The following is a 22243-nucleotide window of genomic DNA, read 5'->3' on the forward strand; positions in this document are numbered from 1 at the left end:
GGCGGGGGCCTTCTCCGGCCCCCGCCATGGCGTCAGCTCTGAAGCTCGGTCCAGATGCGCGAGTAGAGCTCCACCGCCGAGGACGGGCAGGTGGGCAGGAATACGCCGGCGGCCTTCGACTCCTCGGGGATGACGATCTCGGGCGCGTCGCGCATCTCGGGGTCCATGAACTCCTCGGACCCGGCGATGCCGTTGGCGTAGCGGGCGTAGTTCGAGATCAGGGCCGCGTTCTCGGGCGCCATGATGAAGTTCAGGAACTCATAGGCCTCGTCGACGTGCTGCGCGTCCGAAAGCAGCGCCACCGAGTCCATCCAGAGCGGATAGCCCTCCTTCGGGTAGCCGTAGGCCACGGGCGGGTTGTTCAGGCGCGCGCGCATGGAGGGGCCGTTCCAGGTGGCCGCCGCCATGATGTCGTTGGCCGACAGCTTGGCCTCGGAGTCGTAGTCCATCGACAGCCAGAACGGCTTGGCGTTCATCAGCTTGTCCCGGACCTGCCGGAGGATGTCGAGATCCTCGGTGCAGGGCTCGCCCCCGACGTTCATGATGGCGAGCGACACGATGTCGTTCATCTCGGGCACGACGTTGATCTTGCCGCGCAGCTCCTCGGGCGGGTCGAGGAAGATGTTCGAGGTGTTGATGTCCCCGGAATAGACCGAGGTGTTCACCGCCACGCCGGTCGTGCCCCATTGCCACGGGATCGTGAAGCGGCGGCCGGGGTCCCAATCCACGTCGACCCATTCGGGCGCGATGTTCTTGAAGTTCGGAAGGCGGGACTGGTCGAGCTTCTGGATCAGGCCCTGCTCGACCCAGATAGGGACGTAGTTCGCGGACGGCACCACGAGGTCGAAGCCGTGACCCCCCGCCTGCACCTTCGCAAGGGCCGTGTCGTTCGAATCGTAGTCGGTGATCGTGACGTCGATCCCGGTCTCCTGCTCGAACTTCTGGATCAGCTCGGGCGAGGTGTAGTCGCCCCAGTTGTAGAGCTGGAGCTGCCGGTCCTGGGCGGCGGCCCCGGTGGCCAGGGCGGCCAGCCCGGCGGTGAGGAGGAGGGTTCTCATTCTGTCTCCCTTGGTTGGATCGGGTCTCAGGCCCGTTTGCGCGTGATGAGGAAGAAGCCGGTCAGCAGCACCAGCGTGAGCGCGAGGAGCGCGGTCGAGATCGCGTTCACCTCGGGCGTCAGGGTGCGGCGGAACTGGCCGAGCATGTAGGTGGCCAGGGTGTCCTGCCCGGCGGACTTGACGAACTCGGTGATCACGACGTCGTCGAGCGAGATCACGAAGGCCAGCATCGCCCCGGCGGCGATGCCCGGCATGAGCAGCGGCAGCGTGATGCGCCGGAATGCCTGGAGCGGCGTCGCATAAAGATCGGCCGCCGCCAGTTCGAGCGTGCGGTCCATCCCCTCGAGCCGGGCCCGGATCGGCAGGTAGGCGAAGGGCACGCAGAAGGCCGAATGCGCCAGCATGAGGTAGCCCAGGCCCTGGTAGCCGGTCGCCTGCCGGATCGCCCCGAACACGATCAGCAACGAGACCGCGGTGACGATCTCGGGCACCATGAGGGGCTGGTTGATCAGGGCGTAGATCGCCGTCCGGCCCCGGAACCTCCCCTGGCGGGTGGTGCCAAGCGCGGCCAGCGTGGCCACGACGGTCGAGACCAGGGCCGCGACCGTGGCGATCAGCAGGGAGCGGATCGTCGCCTCCTGCACGGTGTCGTTGGCCCAGGCCTCGCGGTACCAGTGAAGGGAGAAGCCGCCCCACTGGGACATGGAGCTGAGCGCGTTGAACGAGAACACGACGATCGTGATGATCGGCAGGTAGAGCGCCACGAAAGCCGTGATGGCAATGGCAGTGAATCCGGGCAGCCGGGTGACCGAGAAGGGGCGCGGCTCAGCCATCGCGGCCCTCCCGCGCGGAGGCGCGCACATAGACGAGGAGCGCCACCATCACGATGATGAGCAGCGCCATGGACAGCGAGGCCCCCAGGGGCCAGTTCCGGGCCTGGCCGAACTGCAGCTCGATGAAGTTGCCGACCATCATGTTGGTGCCTCCGCCCAGCACGCGCGGGGTCACGTAGGCGCCCAGCGACGGGATGAAGACCAGGATGCAGCCCGCCACGATGCCGGGGCGGACGATGGGCAGGATGACGCGCCGCAGGAGCCGCCAGCGGCTCGCGTAGAGGTCGTAGCCGGCCTCGAGAAGCCGCATGTCGAAGCGATCGATGGCGGCATAGAGCGGCAGGACCATGAGCGGCAGGTAGACATAGGCCATCCCGATCAGCGTCGCCCAGTCGGTGAACAGGATCTGGAGCGGCTGGTCGATGGCGCCCATTGCGATCAGGGTGGTGTTGAGCAGCCCTTCGTTCCGGATGACCTCCATGATGGCGAAGGTGCGGATCAGCAGGTTCGTCCAGAACGGGATGGTGATGAGGAAAAGCCAGAGCGCCCTCTGGCGCTCGGGCCGGGTGGCGATGAACCAGGCGGTCGGGAGCCCCAGGACGAAGGTGATGAGGGTCGTCGCCAGCGACAGCCAGACCGACCGCCAGAAGATGGCAAGGTGCGCCTTGGCCGGGCTGATCGTGCCATCGAAGATGTCGCGCTGGAAGAAGATCTCGAACCAGGCCTGCCCGGAGACGGGGAGGGCCACGCCGCCATACTCGCCCTTGCTGAGGAGCGAGAAGGCCAGCACCACGAGCAGCGGGCCCGCCGCCCCCAGGAGCAGCAGCACCAGGGCGGGGGTCGAGAGAAGCCAGCCCGAGCGACCTCTGCGGCGGGCGGCGGCGGTCTCGGCGGAGGAGGACATCGCCATCAGTCGGCCAGGACCTGGACGGCGCCGGGCGCGACGCGGAGCCCGACCTGCGTGCCGGCCGGCAGGGCCAGGTCGCCGGAGGGCTGCGAGGGAACCCGCGCCACCAGCCGGCTTCCGTCCACGAGGCGAAGCTGGACGTGACTGTCGGTGCCCAGATAGGTCGAGCCCTCGACTGTCGCCGGGATGGCGCCGCCGTCGCCGGGCAGCGCGAGATGCAGCTGCTCCGGGCGGATCGCGACGGTGACGCGGCCCTGACCCTGGCCCTGGCCCACGACCTCGCCCGAGGTGAGCCGGACCTGCCCATCCTCGACCAGGGCGGGAAGGAAGTTGGTCTCGCCGATGAAATCCGCCACGAAGCGGTTCACCGGGCGGTTGTAGATCTCGCGCGGGGGGCCGACCTGGAGGAGCTTGCCCGCCGACATCACGCCGATGCGGTCGGACATGGTCAGCGCCTCCTCCTGGTCGTGGGTCACGAAGACGAAGGTGATCCCCGTCTCGTGCTGGAGGCGCTTGAGCTCGGACTGCATCTCCTTGCGGAGCTTGAGGTCCAGGGCGGAAAGCGGCTCGTCCAAGAGCAGGACCTCGGGCTGGGTGGCCAGCGCCCGAGCCAGCGCCACGCGCTGCTGTTGCCCGCCCGAGAGCGCGTCGGGCCGGCGGGCGGCGAAGGCGTCGAGCCGCACGAGCGACAGCATCCGGTCCACGGTGCGGGACACTTCGGCCCTGGGCTTGCCCAGCATCTCGAGCCCGAACGCGACGTTCTGGGCCACGGTCAGATGCGGGAAGAGCGCGTAGGACTGGAACACCGTATTGACCCGGCGCCGGTTCGGCGGCTCCCGCGTGATGTCGCGGCCCGACAGCAGGATCCGGCCCGAGGTCGGAGTCTCGAAGCCGGCGATGCAGCGCAGGAGCGTGGTCTTGCCGCACCCGGACGGGCCGAGCAGCGTGAAGAACTCGCCCTTGGCGATGGTGACGGACACGTCGTCGAGGGCGCGCACGACCGAGTCGCCGTCGCCGAAGCGCTTGATGACATGGTCGGCGGCGATGGCCTGGTCGGCGGGGCTGGGCTGGTCCATGGCCGTCATGCTGCAACGGCCCGCACGGCGCTGTCCAGCGGCGGACGGCGATGGAACCAGGGCTTGGCGGCCTCGACCTCCCGGCAAAGGGCGATCAGCCGTTCGTCGTCGCCGAACGCGGCCGCAAGCTGCACCCCGACGGGCAGGCCGTCGTCCGTCCAATGCAGCGGCAGGGAGGCGGCGGGTTGCCCGCTTGCGTTGAAGGCGGTGCAGAAGGGCGAATACGGCCAGATCCCGTGCTCGCCCAGCCGGTAGTCGAGGTAATCCTCGGTCCGGTGGGCAAATCGACCGACGAGGGCCGGCGGCTCGGCCATGACGGGGGACAGGAGAATATCGATGCCGTCGAACGCCGCGGCCATCCTGCGGCCATAGGCGTGGATGCGGCTGATCGCGGCCAGGTAGTCCTCTCCCGAAAGGGTGGCGGCATGGGCCATGGCGCCGCGGGACACGGGCTCGACCCATTCCAAGGGGGAGCGGTCGCCCAGCGCCTGCCGGATGCCCAGGGCGGTCCCGCAGGCCACGATGTCCACCCAGGCGCGGATCATGCCATCATGGTCGGCCTCGGGCCGGAAGGGGCTGACATGGTGGCCGAGGTCCTCGAGGAGCCGCGCCGCGTCCTGGACGGCCCGGGCGCAGTCGGGATGAACGGGGCGGCCGGTGAAGGTGGTGTCGCAGACGCCGATGCGGAGCCGTTCCGGCGGGCGGGCGATGGCCGCCACATACCCCTTGGCCAGGGGCGGCGCGGCGTAGGGCGCGCCTGGGTCGGACCCTTCGGTCGCGTCCATCAGGGCAGCGGAGTCGCGGACCGAGCGGGTCAGGAAGCCGTCGATGGCCATGCCGCCCCAGCCCTCGCCCGCGTAGGGCCCGTCGGGAAAGCGGGCGCGGGTGGCCTTGAAGCCGAACAGCCCGCAGTTCGACGCGGGAATCCGAACCGATCCGCCCCCGTCCGATCCATGCGCGGCGGGAACGATCCCGGCCGCGACCGCCGCGCCCGCGCCGCCCGAGGATCCGCCCGGCGTGCGGTCGAGGTTCCAGGGGTTGCGGGTCGGGCCACCATAGACCACCGACTCGGTCACCGGGCCGATCCCTCCCTCGGGCGAGGTGGTGCGGCCAAAGATCACGAGCCCCGAGGCCCGCAGCCGGGCCACGATCGCCGCGTCCTCCGGAACGGTGGAGTTGGCGAACAGCCGTGAGCCCGAGTGGCTTGGAAAACCCACCGCTTCGGCGCCGAGGTCCTTGAGGAGGAAGGGAACGCCCCTGAACGGCCCGCGCGGAAGGCCCGCGCGGATGGCCGCGCGCGCCTGCTCCTCCTGCAGGAGGACGACGGCATTGAGGCTGGGGTTCAGTGTGTCGACCCGTGCCAGGGCCTCGTCCAGCAGCTCGTCGGGGGTGGTCTCGCCGCTGGCGACCAGCTCGGCGAGGCCGGTCGCGTCGTGATCCTCGTAGGTCATTCCGTGCCTGCCATTGTTCCTGCGCCAAGCCTAGTCGCGGGCCCCGTCGCCCGGAACCCCCGTGAGCGACAGGCGGAGGTCAGGGACCGAAATCGCACGACCGCATGGAACATCGCGCCTCCTGTCCGGTTCGGGGGGCCGATCCATCCAACGGACAGGAGGCCGGAATGGCGAATCAGGATACGACCAGCTCCCCGCCGCGGGGCTTTGCGGCCATGGACCCGGAAAAGCAGCGGGCCATCGCGAGCAAGGGCGGCAAGGCGTCGGGGGGCAACTTCCGCAACGATCCGGCGCGGGCGGCCGTTGCGGGCCGCAAGGGCGGCGAAGCATCGGGTGGCAACTTCGCCAACGACCGGGCGCGCGCCGCCGAGGCCGGGCGCAAGGGCGGCCAGGCCTGACCCAGGCGGACAAGCGAGAAGGGCGGCCCGGCTGGGGGCCGCCCTTTTCTGTTTCCGCTTGCGTCTTCCCACGCCGAGGCGTAGCGCCGCCTGCGGCGGTCATGAGGCGGAGCAGGCCATGACGACGACAGCACCAGGCGTAAGCGGAGTTTTCACGGGCGCGGCCCGGAGCACGGTCTGGCCCGTGCTCGGGGGCGTGGCGCTGTGCCATTGCATCAACGACATCATGCAATCGCTGGTGTCGGCGATCTACCCGCTGCTCCATGACGAATTCGCGCTGGATTACTGGCAGATCGGGCTGCTCACCTTCGCCTTCACCGTGACGGCCTCGGTGCTCCAGCCGTTCGTGGGCGTGATCACGGACCGGCATCCGATGCCCCTGGGCCTGCCGCTTGGCATGGTGTCCACCCTGTGCGGGATCGTCGTGCTCGCCGTCGCGCCCAGCTATCCGGTGCTGGTGCTCGGGGCGATGCTGATCGGGCTCGGCTCCTCGATCTTCCACCCCGAAGCGTCGCGCGTGGCGCGGGCGGCCTCGGGCGGGCGGTTCGGCACGGCGCAGAGCGTCTTCCAGGTCGGCGGCAACCTCGGCCATGCGGCGGGGCCCCTGCTGGCCGCCTTCATCGTGGCGCCCTTCGGGCGGGGCAGCCTGCTCTGGTTCACGACGATCACCCTGCTGGGCATCGTGGTGCTTTGGCGGGTGGCGAACTGGTACAGCCGCCGGCCGCCGGCGCCCCCCCGTCCGGCGCGCACGACGACCGGGGCTACGCTGTCGCGGGGCAGGGTGCTCGGGGCGCTGACGGTGCTGGGCATCCTCGTGTTCACCAAGAACGCGTACACGTCGTCGCTGTCGTCCTTCTACACCTTCTACGTGATCGAGCGGTTCGGCCTCACGGCGCAGCAGTCGCAACTGATGCTCTTCGTCTTCCTCGGGGCCATGGCCCTGGGGGTCATGCTGGGCGGCCCGATCGGCGACCGCATCGGCGCGCTGGCCGTGATCTGGGTGTCGATCCTGGGCGTGCTGCCGTTCACGCTGCTGCTGCCCTACGCCAACCTGTGGCAGTCGGTGGTCCTGACCTTCATCATCGGCGTGGTGATCGCCTCGGCCTTCCCGGCGATCGTGGTCTTCGCGCAGGAACTGGTGCCAGGGCGCGTGGGCCTCATCAACGGCATCTTCTTCGGGCTGGCCTTCGGCATGGGCGGGATCGCGGCAGCGGGCCTGGGCGCGCTCGCGGACGCGAAGGGGATCGAGTATGTCTACCAGGTCTGCGCCTGGCTGCCGGCATTCGGGCTTCTCACCGTCCTGCTGCCGCGCGGCGTGCTCCACGGCCGCCACGGCTGATCAAAGGGACCGGGCCTAGGCCGCCCGTGCGACAAGCGCGCCGTTCGGTCCGAGCCTGATCCGTCCGGCGGACCAGTCCGCATCCTGGGCCAGCAGGGGTCGGCCGTTTCCGGCGAACTCGAGGGTCGCCGGATCCGGGGACAGGTTGAAGACGCAGGTCACGTCCGCACGCTGGAAGGCAAGGATCGGCTCGGGCGCGTCGATGAATTCGATCGGCCCGGTGCGGAGCCCGGCCTCCCGACGGCGAAGCGCCAGCATCGCCTTGTAGGTCGCCCGGACGGAGGCAGGGTCGCCGAGCTGCCTGTCGGCGGCATGGACACGTTGCGGCGCCTTGATGGGGAGCCATGGCAGCCCGTCCGTGAAGCCGCCCTGCGGATGCGCCTCCTCCCAGACCATCGGTGTCCGGCAGCCGTCACGGCCCTTGTCCTCGGGCCAGAAGGCCTTGCCCTGCGGATCGATGATCTCGTCCAGGGAAAGGTCGGTCTGCGTCTGCCCCAGTTCCTCGCCCTGGTAGAGGCAGATCGATCCCGGAAGGCTGAGCAGCAGCATGGCGCAAAGCCTGGCGAAGCGTCCGGGGTCGGCGGCGTGCCGGGCCCAGCGGGTCGCGTGGCGCGGCACGTCATGGTTCGAAAAGGCCCAGCACGGCCAGCCCTGCGGGGCAAGGCGCTGGAACTCTGACAGCGTGCGGCGGAAGAAGTCGGCCGAGAACCGATCCTCCATCATCTCGAAGGAATACGCCATGTGGAGCCGGTTGGCCGAGGTGTATTCGCCCATCATCTCGATCGGGTGATGCGATTCGCCGACCTCTCCGACCGTGACGGTCGCGCCGTAGCTGTCCATCAGCGACCGGACACGCTGGAGAAAGACGAGGTTCTCGGGCTGGTTCTTCGAGAACAGGTGATACTGCATGTCATAGGTCTTGAAGGCCGGGCGGGCCTTCACCCGGAAATCGGCGGCATCGTCGCGCAGCATCCGGTCGTGGAAGTAGAAGTTGACGGTGTCGAAGCGGAACCCGTCCACCCCGCGATCGAGCCAGAACCTCAACGTGTCGAGCGCCCAGTCCTGCACCTCGGGATGGTGGAAGTTCAGGTCCGGCTGCGCGACCATGAAGTTATGCAGGTAGTACTGGAACCGGCGCGCGTCCCATTCCCAGGCCGGGCCGCCGAAGACGGACTGCCAATTGTTGGGCGGGGTCCCGTCCGGACGCGGGTCCGCCCAGACGAACCAGTCGGCCTTCGGGTTGTCGCGGCTGCTCCGGCTTTCCTGGAACAGGGGATGGGCCGAGGAGGTGTGGTTCAGGACCTGGTCGAGGATCACCCGCAACCCGAGCCGATGCGCCTCGGACAGCATGGCGTCAAAGTCGGCCAGCGTGCCGAAGACGGGATCGATGTCGCGGTGATCCGACACGTCGTAGCCCATATCGACCATGGGAGAGCGGAAGATCGGCGACAGCCAGACCGCATCGACGCCGAGATCCGCAATCAGCGGCAGGCGGCGGGTGATGCCGGGCAGGTCGCCGATGCCGTCGCCATTCGCGTCCTGAAAGCTGCGCGGATAGATCTGGTAGGTCACCGAACCCCGCCACCATTCGTCCCGCATGACGCCCTCCGCTGCCTACCTCGTCAGCCTTGTCCGAAACGTTTCGGTTTGGCAATATGCCGAGGGGAGGACGAGATGACCACGCTTCGCGACCTGAGTCGCCACCTGGGCCTGTCCGTCACGCAGGTCAGCCGGGCCTTGAACAACCATGCCGATGTCTCGGCCGAGACGCGGGAACGGGTCCGGCTGGCGGCGCGGGAACTCGGCTACCAGCCCAACGTCTCGGCGCGGCGGCTTGTTACTGGCCGGTCGGGGATGCTGGGGCTCGTGCTGCCAGGCATCCCGCCCGAGAGCGAGAACGCGATGTTCGTTCAGATCGTAGGCACCCTGTCGCAGCATCTGTCACGACTGGGGCGGCCTTTCGTCCTGCATATCGCCGACCCGCAGGACGACATCGTCGAGGTCTATCGGCGGTTGACCAGCGGGGGGGCGATCGACGGCTTCGTGCTCCTCGATCCGGAGCTCAGGGATCGACGGGTCGCCTTTCTCCGGCAGGCCGGGGTGTCCTTCGTGATCCACGGCCGCATCGAGGAGCCGGAGGACTACCCTTATTTCGACATCGACAACCGAGGCGTCGCCGAAACGCTGACCGGATTGCTGATTGCCGCCGGCCACCCTCGCATCGCCTTTCTCAATGGACCGCGCGGACGGACCTATGCGGCCTCGCGCCGCCGCGGTTACCGGGCTGCCCTGGCGGCGGCGGGGCTGGAGGAGGAGGCGCGCCTTCACCGGTTCAGTCCCATGACCGAGGCCGAGGGATTGCTGGCCGGGGTGGCGCTTTGGGGCGACGGCGGGCCGAAGCCGTCGGCCGTGGTCTGCGGAAACCTTCGCCTTGCGTTCGGCTTGTCTCAAGCCTTCAGGGCGCTGGGATTGCGCGTGCCCGACGACGTATCGGTGGTCGCCCATGACGACGACCTGCCGGGCCTCCGGGCGCAGGCCTTCGACCCGCCGCTGACGACCACGTGGTCGCCTCTCGCGCTGGGCTGGCCGCACCTGGCGCGCATCCTGGCCAGCGCCGTCGATGGCGCGCCCATGGCCCAGCTGCAACTACTGGGCGAAGTGGCGCTGATCCAGCGCGAGTCGGTGGCCAATCTGCCGTGACGTTTCCACCGCACCGTTTCGTTGACGGACGAATGTTGCGACGTACTTAATGGGCCAGGGACGGAGACGAAACAGTTGACGCGCGCGGCGACCGCTCGTTAACGTCCAAAACGTTTCGGGCGTGTCCGAGGCCTAACAAAAGGCGGGGAGCCGCCGAGATTCGGGAGGACCTAATGAACCACAAGCTCAAGGCGATCGCGCTGCGGTCGTCCGCCCTGGCCACCCTGGCCGCGCTGGCCGCCTCCGGAGCGCTCGCGCAGGGCGTGCAGGTCACCGTGGTGTCCGGCGCCGTGGGCGCGGCGGTGGCGAACTTCGATGCGCTCGTGAAGCCTTGGGAGGATCGGACCGGCAATGACGCTGTCCTCGTGCCGATGCCGGCCTCGACCACCGACCAGTTCGGGCAGTACCGGCTCTGGCTCGCGGCGCAGAACAGCGACATCGACCTGTACCAGACGGACGTGATCTGGGCGCCGCAACTGGCCGAGCATTTCGTGGACATGACCGAAGCCGCCACGCAGGCCGGCCTGATCGAGCAGAACTTCCCCTCGATCATCGAATCGCAGACGGTCGAGGGCAAGCTGGTGGCGATCCCGATCTTCACGGATGCGCCGGCTCTGTATTACCGCACCGACCTCCTGGAGAAGCATGGCGCCGAGGTCCCGACCACCTGGGCGGAGCTGACCGAGACGGCCCAGAAGATCCAGGACGCCGAGCGGGCCGAGGGAAATTCCGAGATCTGGGGCTTTGTCTGGCAGGGCAACGCCTACGAGGGCCTGACCTGCGACGCGCTGGAGTGGATCAAGTCCAACGGCGGCGGCCAGATCGTCGAGCCGGACGGCACGATCTCGGTCAACAACGAGCAGGCCGCCGCAGCCCTGGAGATGGCGCGCGGCTGGGTGGGCACGATCTCGCCCGAGGGGGTGCTGGCCTACCAGGAGGAAGAGGCGCGCGGGCTCTGGCAGACCGGGAACGCGGTCTTCATGCGCAACTGGCCCTATGCCTACCTGCTGGGCAACGGCGACGACTCGGCCGTGAAGGGCAAGTTCGACGTCGCGCCGCTGCCCATGGGCTCGGGCGAGGGGGCGCAGTCGGCCGCTACCCTGGGCGGCTGGAACATGGCCGTCTCCAAGTACAGCCAGCACCAGGAAGCGGCCATGGACCTCGCGCTGTACCTGGGCTCGGCCGAGGCGCAGAAGCAGCGGTCGCTGAACGAGGGCAACCTCCCGACGCTGCCCGCCCTTTACGAGGACCCAGAGGTGCTGGAGGCGAACCCCTATTTCGCGCGCTGGCCCGAGGTGTTCCAGCAGGCCGTGCCCCGTCCGTCCGCGCCCACCCAGGGCGACTACAACGAGACGTCCACGCTGTTCTTCACGGCCGTCCATAGCGTGATCTCGGGCGAGGAGGACGCCGCGGACGCGCTCGACGACCTTGAGGCCGATCTCGAGGATCTGCTCGAGGACTGAGGCCCTGGATGAAAGGGTCCGGGCGGGCAGGCCCCGCCCGGGCCGCTTCGGGCGACGGGCCGCCCCGGGTCGCGGGTGGCCGCCCGACACCGAGCGGGAGGACTCGGCCCCATGACCACCACCATCACCGCATCCGCAGAACGGGCAGCGCACCGGGAAACGGGGCTCCAGCAGCAGAGGGCGCGCGCTGCCTTCTGGTTCCTGGCCCCGATGCTCCTCATGCTGTTCTTCGTCGCAGCCTGGCCGCTGTTCCGGTCGATCATGTATTCGTTCACCGACGCCACGTCGGACACGATCTTCAATGGTCAGTCGGAATGGGTGGGCTTTGAGAATTACCTGACCTGGCGCGTGCGCGACAACGGCGAGATCCGATGGCGCGGCGTCCTGGCCGACGCGGATTGGTGGAACGCGGTCTGGAACACGGTCCGGTTCTCCTTCATCTCCGTCGCTCTCGAGACCGTGCTGGGCCTCCTGGTCGCGCTGGTGCTCAACTCCGAGTTCCGGGGCCGTGGCCTCGTGCGGGCGGCCATCCTGATCCCCTGGGCGATCCCGACCATCGTGTCGGCGCGGATGTGGGGCTGGATGCTCAACGACCAGTTCGGCATCATCAACAGCATGCTCCTGTCGGTCGGCCTCATCGATGCGCCGATCGCCTGGACCGCGCGCCCGGATACGGCGATGATCGCGGTGCTGATCGTGGACGTCTGGAAGACGACGCCCTTCATGGCCCTCCTCATGCTCGCGGGGCTGCAGATGATCCCGCGCGACATGTACGAGAGCGCCCGGATCGACGGCATCCACCCGTTGAAGGTGTTCTTCCGGGTGACGCTGCCGCTGCTCCGGCCGGCGCTGATGGTGGCGGTGATCTTCCGCCTGCTCGACGCGCTCCGGATCTTCGACCTGATCTATGTCCTCACGCCTCGGTCCGAGGGCACGGTCACCATGTCGGTGCTGAGCTACCTCAACCTCCAGCAGTTCGGCGACTACGGCGAGGGCTCGGCGCAGTCGACGTTGCTGTTCGCGATCATCGCGATCTTTGTGGCCCTTTACATCTGGTTGGGCCGCGTCGACCTGAGCGGGGAGCGCAGCTGATGGCCGGATCGTCGATCTTCTGGAACGTCATGTTCTACGTCGGGGTCGTGCTGATCGTCCTGATCGCCGTCTTTCCATTCTACTACGCCCTACTCTCGAGCTTCGAGACCGGGACGCAGCTCTTCATCCCCAACTTCCTGCCCCAAAGCTTCGACACCGCCAACTACACCAGCGTGCTGTCCGGGCGAGCCTTCGGGCGCAGCATCCTGAATTCGGTGTTCGTGGCCTCGGTCACGGTGGTCGCGGCGCTGTTCCTGGCGGTCACGGCCTCCTATGCCCTGGCGCGGGTGCGCTTCCGGGGGCGCGGGCTCCTGCTCATGACGATCCTCGGGGTGTCGATGTTCCCGCAGATCGCCGTGCTGTCGGGACTCTTCGAGCTCATCAACTGGCTGGGGCTCTACAATACGCCCTGGTCGCTGATCCTGAGCTACACGATCTTCACGCTGCCCTTCACGGTCTGGGTGCTGACCACCTTCATGAGGGACCTGCCCGTCGAGATCGAGGAAGCCGCCATCGTGGACGGGGCGACCCCCTGGATCATCATCAGCCGGGTCTTCCTGCCGCTGCTCTGGCCCGCGCTGGTCACGACGGGGCTGCTCGCGTTCATCGGGGCGTGGAACGAGTTCCTGTTCGCGCTCACCTTCACGGTGGACGAGACGCGGCGCACGGTGCCGGTGGCCATCGCGCTCCTGTCCGGGGCCTCCGCGCAGGAGATCCCCTGGGGTCCGATCATGGCGGCCTCGGTGATCGTGACCGTGCCGCTGATCGTCCTTGTCCTTATATTCCAGCGTAAAATCGTGGCGGGCCTGACCGCCGGCGGCGTCAAGGGGTAAGCCATGGCCAACATCCAGCTTCGCAACGTCACCAAGACCTACGGCGCGGTGAACGTCATCAAGGGCATCGACCTGGAGATCCGGCGCGGCGAGTTCATGGTCTTCGTCGGCCCGTCGGGCTGCGGGAAATCCACCCTGCTGCGCCTGATCTCGGGCCTTGAGAGCATCAGCACGGGCGACCTCTTCTTCGATGGCGAGAAGATGAACAACGTGATCCCGTCCAAGCGCGGGATCGCGATGGTCTTCCAGAGCTACGCGCTTTACCCGCACATGACCGTCTACGACAACATGGCCTTCGGCATGAAGCTCGGCGGGTCGAGCAAGCAGGACATGGAGGCGCGGGTCCGGCGGGCGGCCCAGATGCTCCAGATCGACCACCTGCTGGACCGGCTGCCCAAGCAGCTGTCGGGCGGGCAACGGCAGCGCGTGGCGATCGGCCGCGCCATCGTCCGCGACCCCCGCGTGTTCCTGTTCGACGAGCCGTTGTCGAACCTCGACGCCGCGCTGAGGGTGCAGACCCGGCTCGAGATCGCGAAGCTGCACCACGACATGCGCGACGTCACCATGATCTACGTGACGCACGACCAGGTCGAGGCCATGACGCTCGCTGACCGGATCTGCGTGCTGCGCGACGGCCGGGTCGAGCAGGTCGGCACCCCGACGGAGCTGTACGACCATCCGAACTCGGTCTTCGTGGCGGGGTTCATCGGCAGCCCCAAGATGAACTTCCTGACCGGGCCGTTCGCGGCGGCGCATGGCTGCGCCACGCTGGGAATCCGGTCCGAGCACATCGACATCGTGCCGCAGGGGCAGGGGATGTGGACCGGGCAGGTCGTCCATGCGGAGGACCTGGGGAGCGACAACTATCTGTTCGTGGACGTGGGATCGGGCGAGCCCATCATCGTGCGCCAACCCGGAAAGGTCGCGGTCGCGGACGGAGCGACCATTTCGCTGATGCCGCGTCCGGGCACGCTGCACCGCTTCGACGAAAGCGGCCGCCCGGTCCAGGCGCCCCTGGCCGCGGAATAGCCCGACGCCCCCTGGGGCCCACAATCGCGGACGGCCCCGGGTCACCTCTGCGCGTGGTGGCCCCATGTGGCCTTGAACCGGAGCGAGCCCCGGCCCTACCTCTGGGATGCGGTGGACGGCGCCGCTTCTCATGGCGGCGAGGATGGCCAAGGACATTGCGGATCTCGGGTCGGTGGACCCCCTGGCAAAGCCCGACTGGGCCATGTCGCGGCGCGAGCGCGCGGCGGCCGAGCGTGCACGCCTAGGCCACCCCGTCCGGCGCCGCTGGCCCGCCGTGCTGGTGGTGGCCCTTCTGGCGGTCGTGGGCGCGGCGGCCTGGTGGTGGCGGTCGCCCGAAGCCGCGCCCTCCGTGCCGACGACGGAAGCGACGCAGCCCGCCGTCATGCAGATCAACCGCGACGAGTGGACCACGCTGGAGCCTGCGACGCTCCGGCGGACCGTCGAGGTGCTGGGCAGCCTGCGGCCCTGGCAACGGGCCGACCTGTCGGCCGAGACCGGCGGACGCGTGGATGAGGTCGCGGTTCGGCCCGGGGACGCGGTCGAGCCCGGCGCGACGCTGGTGCAGGTGGATGTCCAGCGGCTGACGCTGGACATGACGCTCGCCCGGAGCAACGCCGAGGCCACGCGGGCGCAGCTTGGTCTCGCGCAGCGGCAGCTTGAACGGCAACAGGCGCTGGTCGGACGGGGAGTCGCGGCCGAGGCGTCGCTGGAGGACCTCCAGGCCAGCATCGCCGCCCAGCAGGCGACGCTGGCGGCGCAGGAGGATCAGATTCGCGCGGCGGAGATCGCGCTCGCGGGCGCGACGGTGCGTGCCCCCTTTGCCGGGGTCGTGGCGTCCCGCTCGGTGGAGCCCGGGACCGTCGTGGCGGCGGGGACGCCGCTCCTGACGATCGTGGATCCGACCCGGATGGAGATGGTGGCGTCCGCCCCCGTCGCGGCCGGCGCGCAGCTTCGGCCTGGGCAGAGGGTGGATCTGGAGGTGGATGGCGTCGAGGGTCGCACCTTCGCCGGCGTCGTGGAGCGGATCGCCCCCGTGGCCGAGGAGGGGACGCGAACCCTGACCGCCTTTGTCGCGGTGGACAACGCCGACGGAGCCCTCGTGGGCGGAATGTTCGGCACCGGCGCGATCGTGGTGGCCGAGGCCACCGACGCTCTTGCCGTGCCGCGCACCGCCCTGCGCGAGGACGACTCCGGGACCCATGTCCTTGCCATCGTCGGCGACGCCCTTGCGCGGCGCGACGTGAGCGTGGGCGAAAGCTGGCAGGGCGATCTGGTCCAGGTCCAGGGCCTCACGGCCGGCGAGCGGATCGTGACCGCTGCGCTGCCGGATCTGGAGGCCGGCCAGCCGGTCGAATTGGTGGACTTCTGACGTGTTCCTGACCCGGATCAGCGTGGCGCAGCCGGTCTTTGCGACCATGGTGATGCTGGCCATCACGATCTTCGGATTCGTGTCGTACCAGCGGCTGGCGATCGACCAGCTGCCCAACGTGGATGTGCCGGTGGTGGCCATCGTCGTGTCCTTTCCGGGCGCGAGCCCCGAAGCCGTCGAGGAGGAGATCGTCGACCCGCTGGAGGAGCAGATGGCGACGATCGCCGGGATCGACGAGATCCGCTCCACCTCACGGACGGGGGCGGCGCAGGTCATCCTCAGCTTCGACCTGGGCGTCCGTTCCGCGGACGCCGCGCAGGACGTGCGGGACAAGCTGGCGCAGGTCGAGGCCGCCTTCCCGGACGGGGCCGAGGACGCGCGCGTCCTTCGTTTCGACCCGTCCTCCCAGCCTGTGATGTCGCTCGCGGTCAGCGCGCCGGGCCTGTCCACCCGCGACCTGACCGCGCTGGCCGAGGATGTCGTCGCGCGGCGCCTTCTCGCGATCCAGGGGGTGGGAAGCGCGTCGGTGGTGGGCGGCACGACCCGGCAGGTCGACATCCTGGTGGATCCGAACCGCATGTACGCCTTCGGCCTTGGGGTCGAGCAGATCACCGCCGCGCTCGCCCGCGAGAACCAGGACCGCCCGGCGGGCAGCCTGAAGTCGCGGACCGACGTGCAGACCGTGACCGTGGAGGGGCGGATCCGCGACGCCCAGGACTTTCTAGGCATCACCGTGGGCAGCCAGAACGGGCAGCCCGTGCGACTGCGGGACGTGGCGACCGTGGCCCAGGGGGAGTCCGAGCCGACCTCGCTCGCCCTGCTGGACGGCGAGCGGGCGCTGGCCATCGACATCATCAAGCAGCAGGGCGCCAACACCGTCGAGGTCGCGCAGGAGGTCCGAGCCGCCATCGCCGAGCTGCTGGATGGTGCCCTGCCCGAAGGCGCGAGCATCGATGTGGTGCGCGACAACGCGGTCGAGGTGGAGGACAGCTTCGAAAGCGTCCAGTCCATGCTGATCGAGGGCGCGGCCCTGGCCACCGTCATCGTGTTCCTGTTCCTGAACTCCTGGCGGTCCACCCTGATCACCGGCCTGACGCTGCCCATCTCGGTGATCGGCACGATGACGGTGCTCTGGATGCTGGGCTTCACGCTCAACATCATGACGCTGCTGGCGCTGAGCCTCGCCATCGGCCTGCTGATCGACGACGCCATCGTGGTGCGCGAGAACATCGTCCGCCATCTCAACATGGGGAAGTCCCACCGTCGCGCCGCGCTCGAGGGGACCGACGAGATCGGGCTCGCCGTGCTCGCCACGACGTTCTCGATCGTGGCGGTCTTCCTGCCGGTCGCCTTCATGGAAGGCATCATCGGACGGTTCTTCCTCCAGTTCGGGGTCACGGTGTCCGTGGCGGTCCTGATCTCCCTGTTCGTCGCCTTCACGCTCGACCCGATGATGTCGTCGGTGTGGTACGATCCGGCCGTGGACCCGCGCAGCCGCAAGGGGCCGATCTGGCGCGCCGTCCACCAGTTCGACCGGGCCTTCGAGGCGCTGGCCCGCGGCTACGGGCGGCTGGTCCGCATCGTGCTCCGGCATCGGTACACGACGCTACTGGCCGCGTTCCTCGCTCTCGGGGCGAGCCTGATGCTGGTGCCGCGGATCGGGGTGGAGTTCCAGCCCACCGTGGATACGGGCGAGTTCCGCGTCCGGTTCGAGACTCCGGCGGGATCGTCCCTCGACTACACCGCCGCCAAGGTCCGGCAGGTGGATGCGATCATCACCTCCTTCCCCGAGGTGGAGCGGACCTATGCCACCATCAATTCGGGCATGAACGCAGGCGGATCGACGCGGGCGACGGTGAACGTGACGCTCGTGCCCGCCGAGGACCGCGACCGGACGCCCCAGCAGATGACGCGGGCCGTGCGCGAGGCGCTCCGGGTCGTGCCGGGCATCGACGTGAATCTGGGGGCGGCGAACGGGTTCGGGGCCATCGCCTCGCCACTGGAACTGACGATCGGGGGCGACAGCTTCGTCGCGCTGGAGCGGCTGGCCGAGGAGCTGATGGCGCGGCTGCGGGCCATCGACGGCATCACCGACGTGACCTCGAGCCTGGAGGACGTGCAGCCGACCCTGGCCGTGCGGCTTGACCGGGCGGCGGCGGAGGACTTTGGGGTGAACCTCGAGACGGTCGCCGGGACGCTGTCCACCCTCCTGGGCGGCCAGCGGGTCGGCGACTGGACCTCGCCCGAGGGGCTGAGCCATGAGATCAACGTGCAACTGCCCGAGGCGCTGAGGAACGACGCCCTTGCCTTGGGGGCCCTGCCGATCGCGACGGGGGATGGCGGCGGGTTCATCCGGCTCGACCAGGTGGTGCGGCTGGTGCCCTCGACGGGGGCCACCCAGATCAGCCGGTCCGATGGCCTCCGAAACATCACCATCGATGCCAACATCTCCGACCGCGCGTTGGGCGACGTGCGCGCCGAGGTGTCCCGCGCCGTTGCGGCCGTCGACCTGCCTCTGGGCTACCGGATCACCGAAGGCGGCGAAGGCGAGCAGCTGGAGGAAGGAGGACAGTCGGCGCAGACGGCGCTCGTCCTTGCGGTCGTGTTCATCTACCTGGTGCTGGCGTCGCAGTTCGGCAGCTTCCTCCAGCCGCTGGCGATCATGATGTCGCTGCCGTTCTCGATCAGCGGCGTGCTGATCGGGCTCCTGGTCGGAGGCTCGACGCTGAACATGTTCTCGGTCATCGGCGTGGTGATGCTGATGGGACTGGTCGTGAAGAATGCGATCCTGCTGGTGGACAACGCGAACCAGAGGGTCCGGGATGGAGCGAACCTGTATGACGCTCTGGTCGAGGCGGGCCAGACCCGGTTCCGGCCGATCGTCATGACCACGCTTGCCATGATCTTCGGGATGCTGCCGCTCGCTCTCAACCTGCATGGCGGGAGCGGACAGAACGCGCCCATGGCCCACGCGGTCATCGGGGGCCTGATATCCTCGACCTTGCTGACCCTGGTGGTGGTGCCGGTCGCGCTGACCTTCATGGACAGCCTTGGGCGGTGGGCGTCGGGGCTGTTTCCGGCGCCGCCGGATCACGGCGCCCCGGCCGAGTAGGCCGCCCTTCCGGTCGCGGCCGCAGCCTGACAATCTGGCCCGAGACAGGGAGGACTGACATGGACGACGCGACTCTGGCCTTGCCGGCCGAGGGAATTTTCGTGGGGCGGATCTGGCGCGCGGGCCGGGGACCGGCCGTGGTGGCCCTGCGCGGCGGACGGCTTCTGGACATCACCTCGGCCGAGGTGCCGACCATGAGCGCGCTGCTCGACCGCAACGACCTCCTGGACTTCGTGGCGGGCGCGACTGGTGACGACGTCGGGTCGGTCGAGGAGATCGCGGCGGCGAGCCTCGGGGCGGCGCGGTCCGGCGACCCGGACGCGACCAGGCTGCTCGCGCCCGCAGATCTTCAGGCGATTAAGGCCTGCGGCGTGACCTTTGCCCGGTCCATGATCGAACGGGTGATCGAGGAGCGTGCCGGGGGCGATCCCACCCGTGCCGAAGCGATCCGGGGCCGGGTCAGCGCCGTCGTGGGCGAACGGCTCCGCGATCTCGTGCCCGGGTCCGAGGAGGCGGAGGAGGTCAAGCGCCTGCTGCAACAGGAAGGGCTGTGGTCGCAGTACCTGGAGGTCGGGATCGGCCCCGACGCCGAGGTGTTTACCAAGTGCCAGCCTCTGGCGGCCGTCGGCTGGGGAGCGGATGTCGGGCTGCATCCGGTGTCCCGCTGGAACAACCCGGAGCCCGAGGTCGTGCTGGCGGTGGATTCGCGCGGGCGCGTCCGCGGGGCGACGCTGGGCAACGACGTGAACCTGCGGGATGTCGAAGGCCGGTCGGCGCTTCTGCTCGGCAAGGCCAAGGACAACAACGCTTCGGCCTCGATCGGGCCGTTCATCCGGCTTCTGGACGACGGCTTCGGCATGGAGGAGGTCCGCCGCCTGGAGCTGTCGCTGCAAGTCGAGGGGGAGGACGGCCACATCCTGCAAGGGCGCTCCAGCATGTCCGAGATCAGCCGCGACCCGCTGGACCTGGTGGCCCAGACAAGGGGGCGTCACCACCAGTATCCGGACGGGTTCATGCTCTACCTCGGCACGCTCTTCGCGCCGACCGAGGATCGGGACGCGCCGGGGCAGGGCTTCACGCACCATCCGGGCGATGTCGTCACCATCGCCGCGCCGCCGCTGGGCCGCCTTGTGAACACCGTTCGGCTGGCCACCGAGGCCCCCGAATGGACCTTTGGGGCGGGCGCTCTGATGCGGAACCTGGCGGGACGCGGCCTCCTGTAGGCCCTTGGGCCGTCTTTGCGGGCGGCCTAGTCTTTGAAAGGCAAGACCGACAAGGAGACACCGTGCCATGACTCTCGGCGAGATTCTCTCCGCGCAACTCACGGACCCGTTCCGACTGGGGCTGCTCGTGGCGCTGGTCGTCACGATGCTGCGGACCGAGGCTGTGACGGGCCGCTGGACGCCTTTGGGCTTTGGCGTCCTGTTCGTGGCCTTCATCATCCCCATGACCACCGGCCGCGAGGAGGGGCTGCCGCTCTGGCAGTTGGTGGCCGTGGGGATCCTGGCCAACCTGCTGCTGCTCGCGCTGGTGATGGCGATCCGGCATGTCGTTCTGCGGATGATGCCCTGAACGCGAACCGCCCCCGGAGTGGGCTCCGGGGGCGGCGGCTGGACCGGAGGTCCGGCGTCAGTGGTGGAGCTTGTGCTCCGGATCGTCGGTGAACATGGACTTGTTCTGCGTGCCGCCGGGCACGAAGATCGCCCCGATCACCACCGTCATCGCCGCGACGATGATGGCGTACCACAGGCCCGAGTAGATGTTGCCGGTCTGTGCCGAGATCGCGAAGGCGGTCGCGGGCAGCAGGCCCCCGAACCAGCCGTTGCCGATGTGGTACGGCAGCGACATGCCCGAGTAGCGGATCCGGGTCGGGAACAGCTCGCAGAGCATGGCGGCGATGGGACCGTAGACCATGGTGACGAGCAGGATCAGGTAGGTGAGGATCGCCACGATGGCGAGCTTCTGGCCGGTGAAGATGTCGAAGAAGTTCGACGCCACCGCGACGGAGGTGTTGTCGGCCGCCACGAGCGGGTAGCCCACGCCTTTCAGCGCGTCGTTGACCGAAGTTTCGAAGGCGGTCTTGGCGGCCTTGGCCTCATCGCCCGTCACTGCCGCCGCATCGTAGGAGTTGATGACGGCGTCGCCGATCTGGATCGTCGCCGTGGTGGCGTTCGGGTCCTCGACGGTGGTGTAGTTGACGGAGGTGCGGGCGAGCTGCGCCTTGGCGATGTCGCAGGACGAGGTGAACTTGGCCGTTCCCGTCGGGTTGAACTGGAACGAACAATCCTCGGGGTTGGCCGTCACGGTGACCGGGGTCTGCTGCGCCGCATGGAGCGCGGGGTTCGCGATCCGGGTCAGCGCCTCGAACACCGGGAAGTAGGTGAGGGCGGCGATCAGGCAGCCGGCCAGGATGATCGGCTTGCGGCCGATGCGGTCCGACAGGGAGCCGAAGAACAGAAAGCCGCCGGTGCCCAGGATCAGCGACCAGGCCACGAAGACGTTGGCCGAGAAGCTGTCCACCTTGACGACGTTCTGGATGAAGAACAGCGCGTAGAACTGGCCCGAGTACCAGACCACGGCTTGCCCGGCGGTGAGGCCGAAGAGCGCGATCAGGGCGAACTTGCCGTTCTTCCAGTTGCCGAAGGCTTCCTTGAGGGGGGCCTTGGAGGCGGTGCCCTCTTCCTTCATCTTCTTGAAGGCGGGCGATTCATGCATCTGTAGGCGGATGTAGAGCGACACCAGCAGCAGGATGACCGACCCGAGGAACGGAATCCGCCAGCCCCAGGCGTTGAACGCCTTCTGCATCATCGGCGTGCCATCGGCGTTCATCATTGCCGCGCCGGCCGCGTCCAGCACCGGCTGGTCGGCATAGTTGCCGTTCACGTAGCCCTGCACCGAGATGATGACGATGAGCGAGAGCAGGAGCCCCAGCGTCGCCGTCGTCTGGATGAAGGCGGTGTAGTAGCCGCGGCGCCCGATGGGGGCGTGTTCGGCCACGTACACGGCCGCGCCGCCATATTCTCCGCCCAGCGCGAGGCCCTGCAGCATCCGCAGCGCGATCAGGATGACCGGCGCCGCCACGCCCCACTGGTAGTAGTTGGGCAGCAGGCCCACCAGGAAGGTCGAGGCCCCCATGATGAGGATGGTCATCAGGAACGTGTACTTGCGGCCCACGAGGTCGCCCAGCGCCCCGAACACCAGCGCGCCGAAGGGACGCACGATGAAGCCCGCCGCGAAGGCCAGGAGCGCGAAGACGTTGCGCGTGGCCTCGGGGAAGGGCGTGAAGAACTGCGCGCCGATGATCGCGGCGAGCGAGCCGTACAGATAGAAGTCGTACCATTCGAAGATGGTGCCCGCGGAGGAGGCCATGATGACCTTCTTCTCCTCCCGGGTCATGGGACGGGTCCGGTTGATGTCCGTCCCCATATCGATCGATGCCATAACTTCCTCCTCTTGGGGCCGTTCGTTGCCGGCGATGTCGTTCCGCGGCGTTTGGCAAGGCTCCGCCATCCCCTCCTCTTGGGAAGGTGTCGCCCCGTCGCGGTCCGTCCTTGGGGGTGTCCGGCCCGGTTCCCCCCGGGCC

18 protein-coding genes are annotated in these 22243 nt (G+C 68.6%); 11 read left to right on the forward strand and 7 right to left on the reverse strand.

Annotation, left to right across the window (positions count from 1 at the left end; all coding sequences use genetic code 11):
• Positions 1-32 precede the first annotated feature (32 nt).
• From J3P31_RS02260 to J3P31_RS02280, 5 genes are read right to left on the reverse strand one after another with little or no spacing between them, the layout of a single operon-like run.
• Complete coding sequence (locus tag J3P31_RS02260; RefSeq protein WP_210526757.1) at positions 33-1058, reverse strand: ABC transporter substrate-binding protein; 1026 nt, start codon at positions 1056-1058, stop codon at positions 33-35.
• A 26-nt stretch (positions 1059-1084) separates the two neighbouring features.
• The gene (locus tag J3P31_RS02265) at positions 1085-1891 is read right to left on the reverse strand and encodes an ABC transporter permease (RefSeq protein WP_210526758.1); all 807 of its coding nucleotides are present in this window, start codon (positions 1889-1891) and stop codon (positions 1085-1087) included.
• Positions 1884-2801, reverse strand: a complete 918-nt coding sequence (locus tag J3P31_RS02270; protein WP_438270255.1) for an ABC transporter permease — start codon at positions 2799-2801, stop codon at positions 1884-1886. The genes J3P31_RS02265 and J3P31_RS02270 overlap by 8 nt, the downstream gene beginning before the upstream one ends.
• Positions 2801-3883 carry an ABC transporter ATP-binding protein gene (locus tag J3P31_RS02275; RefSeq protein ID WP_210526759.1) on the reverse strand — a complete coding sequence of 361 codons (1083 nt, stop codon included), beginning with the start codon at positions 3881-3883 and terminating at the stop codon, positions 2801-2803. Before J3P31_RS02275 ends, J3P31_RS02270 begins: the two co-directional genes overlap by 1 nt.
• A complete protein-coding gene (locus tag J3P31_RS02280; protein WP_210526760.1) occupies positions 3880-5325 on the reverse strand; it encodes an amidase in 1446 nt (481 codons plus the stop codon). Before J3P31_RS02280 ends, J3P31_RS02275 begins: the two co-directional genes overlap by 4 nt.
• 167 nt (positions 5326-5492) lie before the next feature.
• On the opposite strand from J3P31_RS02280, the gene J3P31_RS21800 reads away from it, so the two are divergent.
• Positions 5493-5723 carry a con-10 family general stress protein gene (locus J3P31_RS21800; RefSeq protein WP_368373000.1) on the forward strand — a complete coding sequence of 77 codons (231 nt, stop codon included), beginning with the start codon at positions 5493-5495 and terminating at the stop codon, positions 5721-5723.
• 118 nt (positions 5724-5841) lie between these two features.
• Positions 5842-7062 carry an MFS transporter gene (locus J3P31_RS02290; protein ID WP_210526761.1) on the forward strand — a complete coding sequence of 407 codons (1221 nt, stop codon included), beginning with the start codon at positions 5842-5844 and terminating at the stop codon, positions 7060-7062.
• Between the two features lie 15 nt (positions 7063-7077).
• On the opposite strand, the gene J3P31_RS02295 is transcribed toward J3P31_RS02290, so the two are convergent.
• Entirely contained in the window at positions 7078-8661 is a 1584-nt protein-coding gene (locus J3P31_RS02295) for an alpha-amylase family glycosyl hydrolase (protein ID WP_210526762.1), read from the reverse strand.
• A gap of 75 nt (positions 8662-8736) precedes the next feature.
• Here J3P31_RS02295 and J3P31_RS02300 point away from each other — a divergent pair, with 75 nt between their 5' ends.
• The 9 genes from J3P31_RS02300 to J3P31_RS02340 all read left to right on the forward strand — a co-directional run bounded on the left by J3P31_RS02300 (position 8737) and on the right by J3P31_RS02340 (position 20232).
• Complete coding sequence (locus tag J3P31_RS02300) at positions 8737-9762, forward strand: LacI family DNA-binding transcriptional regulator (RefSeq protein ID WP_210526763.1); 1026 nt, start codon at positions 8737-8739, stop codon at positions 9760-9762.
• A gap of 173 nt (positions 9763-9935) precedes the next feature.
• Positions 9936-11225 (forward strand): ABC transporter substrate-binding protein, encoded by a 1290-nt coding sequence (locus J3P31_RS02305; RefSeq protein ID WP_210526764.1) that lies wholly within the window; start codon positions 9936-9938, stop codon positions 11223-11225.
• Positions 11226-11336: 111 nt separating this feature from the next.
• A complete protein-coding gene (locus tag J3P31_RS02310) occupies positions 11337-12317 on the forward strand; it encodes a carbohydrate ABC transporter permease (protein WP_210526765.1) in 981 nt (326 codons plus the stop codon).
• The gene (locus tag J3P31_RS02315) at positions 12317-13150 is read left to right on the forward strand and encodes a carbohydrate ABC transporter permease (RefSeq protein ID WP_210526766.1); all 834 of its coding nucleotides are present in this window, start codon (positions 12317-12319) and stop codon (positions 13148-13150) included. The genes J3P31_RS02310 and J3P31_RS02315 overlap by 1 nt, the downstream gene beginning before the upstream one ends.
• A gap of 3 nt (positions 13151-13153) precedes the next feature.
• The gene (locus J3P31_RS02320) at positions 13154-14179 is read left to right on the forward strand and encodes an ABC transporter ATP-binding protein (protein WP_210526767.1); all 1026 of its coding nucleotides are present in this window, start codon (positions 13154-13156) and stop codon (positions 14177-14179) included.
• 142 nt (positions 14180-14321) lie between these two features.
• Positions 14322-15548, forward strand: a complete 1227-nt coding sequence (locus J3P31_RS02325) for an efflux RND transporter periplasmic adaptor subunit (RefSeq protein ID WP_210526768.1) — start codon at positions 14322-14324, stop codon at positions 15546-15548.
• A gap of 1 nt (position 15549) precedes the next feature.
• Positions 15550-18660: an efflux RND transporter permease subunit gene (locus tag J3P31_RS02330; RefSeq protein WP_210526769.1), complete on the forward strand. Its 3111-nt coding sequence runs from the start codon at positions 15550-15552 to the stop codon at positions 18658-18660.
• A 59-nt stretch (positions 18661-18719) separates the two neighbouring features.
• Positions 18720-19883 (forward strand): fumarylacetoacetate hydrolase family protein, encoded by a 1164-nt coding sequence (locus J3P31_RS02335; protein ID WP_210526770.1) that lies wholly within the window; start codon positions 18720-18722, stop codon positions 19881-19883.
• Between the two features lie 67 nt (positions 19884-19950).
• A complete protein-coding gene (locus J3P31_RS02340; protein ID WP_210526771.1) occupies positions 19951-20232 on the forward strand; it encodes a hypothetical protein in 282 nt (93 codons plus the stop codon).
• Positions 20233-20289: 57 nt separating this feature from the next.
• On the opposite strand, the gene J3P31_RS02345 is transcribed toward J3P31_RS02340, so the two are convergent.
• Complete coding sequence (locus J3P31_RS02345) at positions 20290-22101, reverse strand: MFS transporter (protein ID WP_246849185.1); 1812 nt, start codon at positions 22099-22101, stop codon at positions 20290-20292.
• Between the last annotated feature and the right edge of the window lie 142 nt (positions 22102-22243).

Origin of the sequence: Rubellimicrobium arenae (genome assembly GCF_017916275.1) — a bacterium.
Taxonomy (GTDB): Bacteria; Pseudomonadota; Alphaproteobacteria; order Rhodobacterales; family Rhodobacteraceae; genus Rubellimicrobium; species Rubellimicrobium arenae.

What these genes read in the sequence shown, in the direction of transcription:
- J3P31_RS02265 (WP_210526758.1), bottom strand. Translation starts at nt 1,891, where the DNA reads ATGGCTGAGCCGCGCCCCTTCTCGGTCACCCGGCTGCCCGGATTCACT.
- J3P31_RS02295 (WP_210526762.1), bottom strand. Translation starts at nt 8,661, where the DNA reads ATGCGGGACGAATGGTGGCGGGGTTCGGTGACCTACCAGATCTATCCG.
- J3P31_RS02275 (WP_210526759.1), bottom strand. Translation starts at nt 3,883, where the DNA reads ATGACGGCCATGGACCAGCCCAGCCCCGCCGACCAGGCCATCGCCGCC.
- J3P31_RS02320 (WP_210526767.1), top strand. Translation starts at nt 13,154, where the DNA reads ATGGCCAACATCCAGCTTCGCAACGTCACCAAGACCTACGGCGCGGTG.
- J3P31_RS02260 (WP_210526757.1), bottom strand. Translation starts at nt 1,058, where the DNA reads ATGAGAACCCTCCTCCTCACCGCCGGGCTGGCCGCCCTGGCCACCGGG.
- J3P31_RS02280 (WP_210526760.1), bottom strand. Translation starts at nt 5,325, where the DNA reads ATGACCTACGAGGATCACGACGCGACCGGCCTCGCCGAGCTGGTCGCC.
- J3P31_RS02315 (WP_210526766.1), top strand. Translation starts at nt 12,317, where the DNA reads ATGGCCGGATCGTCGATCTTCTGGAACGTCATGTTCTACGTCGGGGTC.
- J3P31_RS02345 (WP_246849185.1), bottom strand. Translation starts at nt 22,101, where the DNA reads ATGGCATCGATCGATATGGGGACGGACATCAACCGGACCCGTCCCATG.
- J3P31_RS02335 (WP_210526770.1), top strand. Translation starts at nt 18,720, where the DNA reads ATGGACGACGCGACTCTGGCCTTGCCGGCCGAGGGAATTTTCGTGGGG.
- J3P31_RS21800 (WP_368373000.1), top strand. Translation starts at nt 5,493, where the DNA reads ATGGCGAATCAGGATACGACCAGCTCCCCGCCGCGGGGCTTTGCGGCC.
- J3P31_RS02325 (WP_210526768.1), top strand. Translation starts at nt 14,322, where the DNA reads ATGGCCAAGGACATTGCGGATCTCGGGTCGGTGGACCCCCTGGCAAAG.
- J3P31_RS02290 (WP_210526761.1), top strand. Translation starts at nt 5,842, where the DNA reads ATGACGACGACAGCACCAGGCGTAAGCGGAGTTTTCACGGGCGCGGCC.
- J3P31_RS02310 (WP_210526765.1), top strand. Translation starts at nt 11,337, where the DNA reads ATGACCACCACCATCACCGCATCCGCAGAACGGGCAGCGCACCGGGAA.
- J3P31_RS02300 (WP_210526763.1), top strand. Translation starts at nt 8,737, where the DNA reads ATGACCACGCTTCGCGACCTGAGTCGCCACCTGGGCCTGTCCGTCACG.
- J3P31_RS02270 (WP_438270255.1), bottom strand. Translation starts at nt 2,801, where the DNA reads ATGGCGATGTCCTCCTCCGCCGAGACCGCCGCCGCCCGCCGCAGAGGT.
- J3P31_RS02340 (WP_210526771.1), top strand. Translation starts at nt 19,951, where the DNA reads ATGACTCTCGGCGAGATTCTCTCCGCGCAACTCACGGACCCGTTCCGA.
- J3P31_RS02305 (WP_210526764.1), top strand. Translation starts at nt 9,936, where the DNA reads ATGAACCACAAGCTCAAGGCGATCGCGCTGCGGTCGTCCGCCCTGGCC.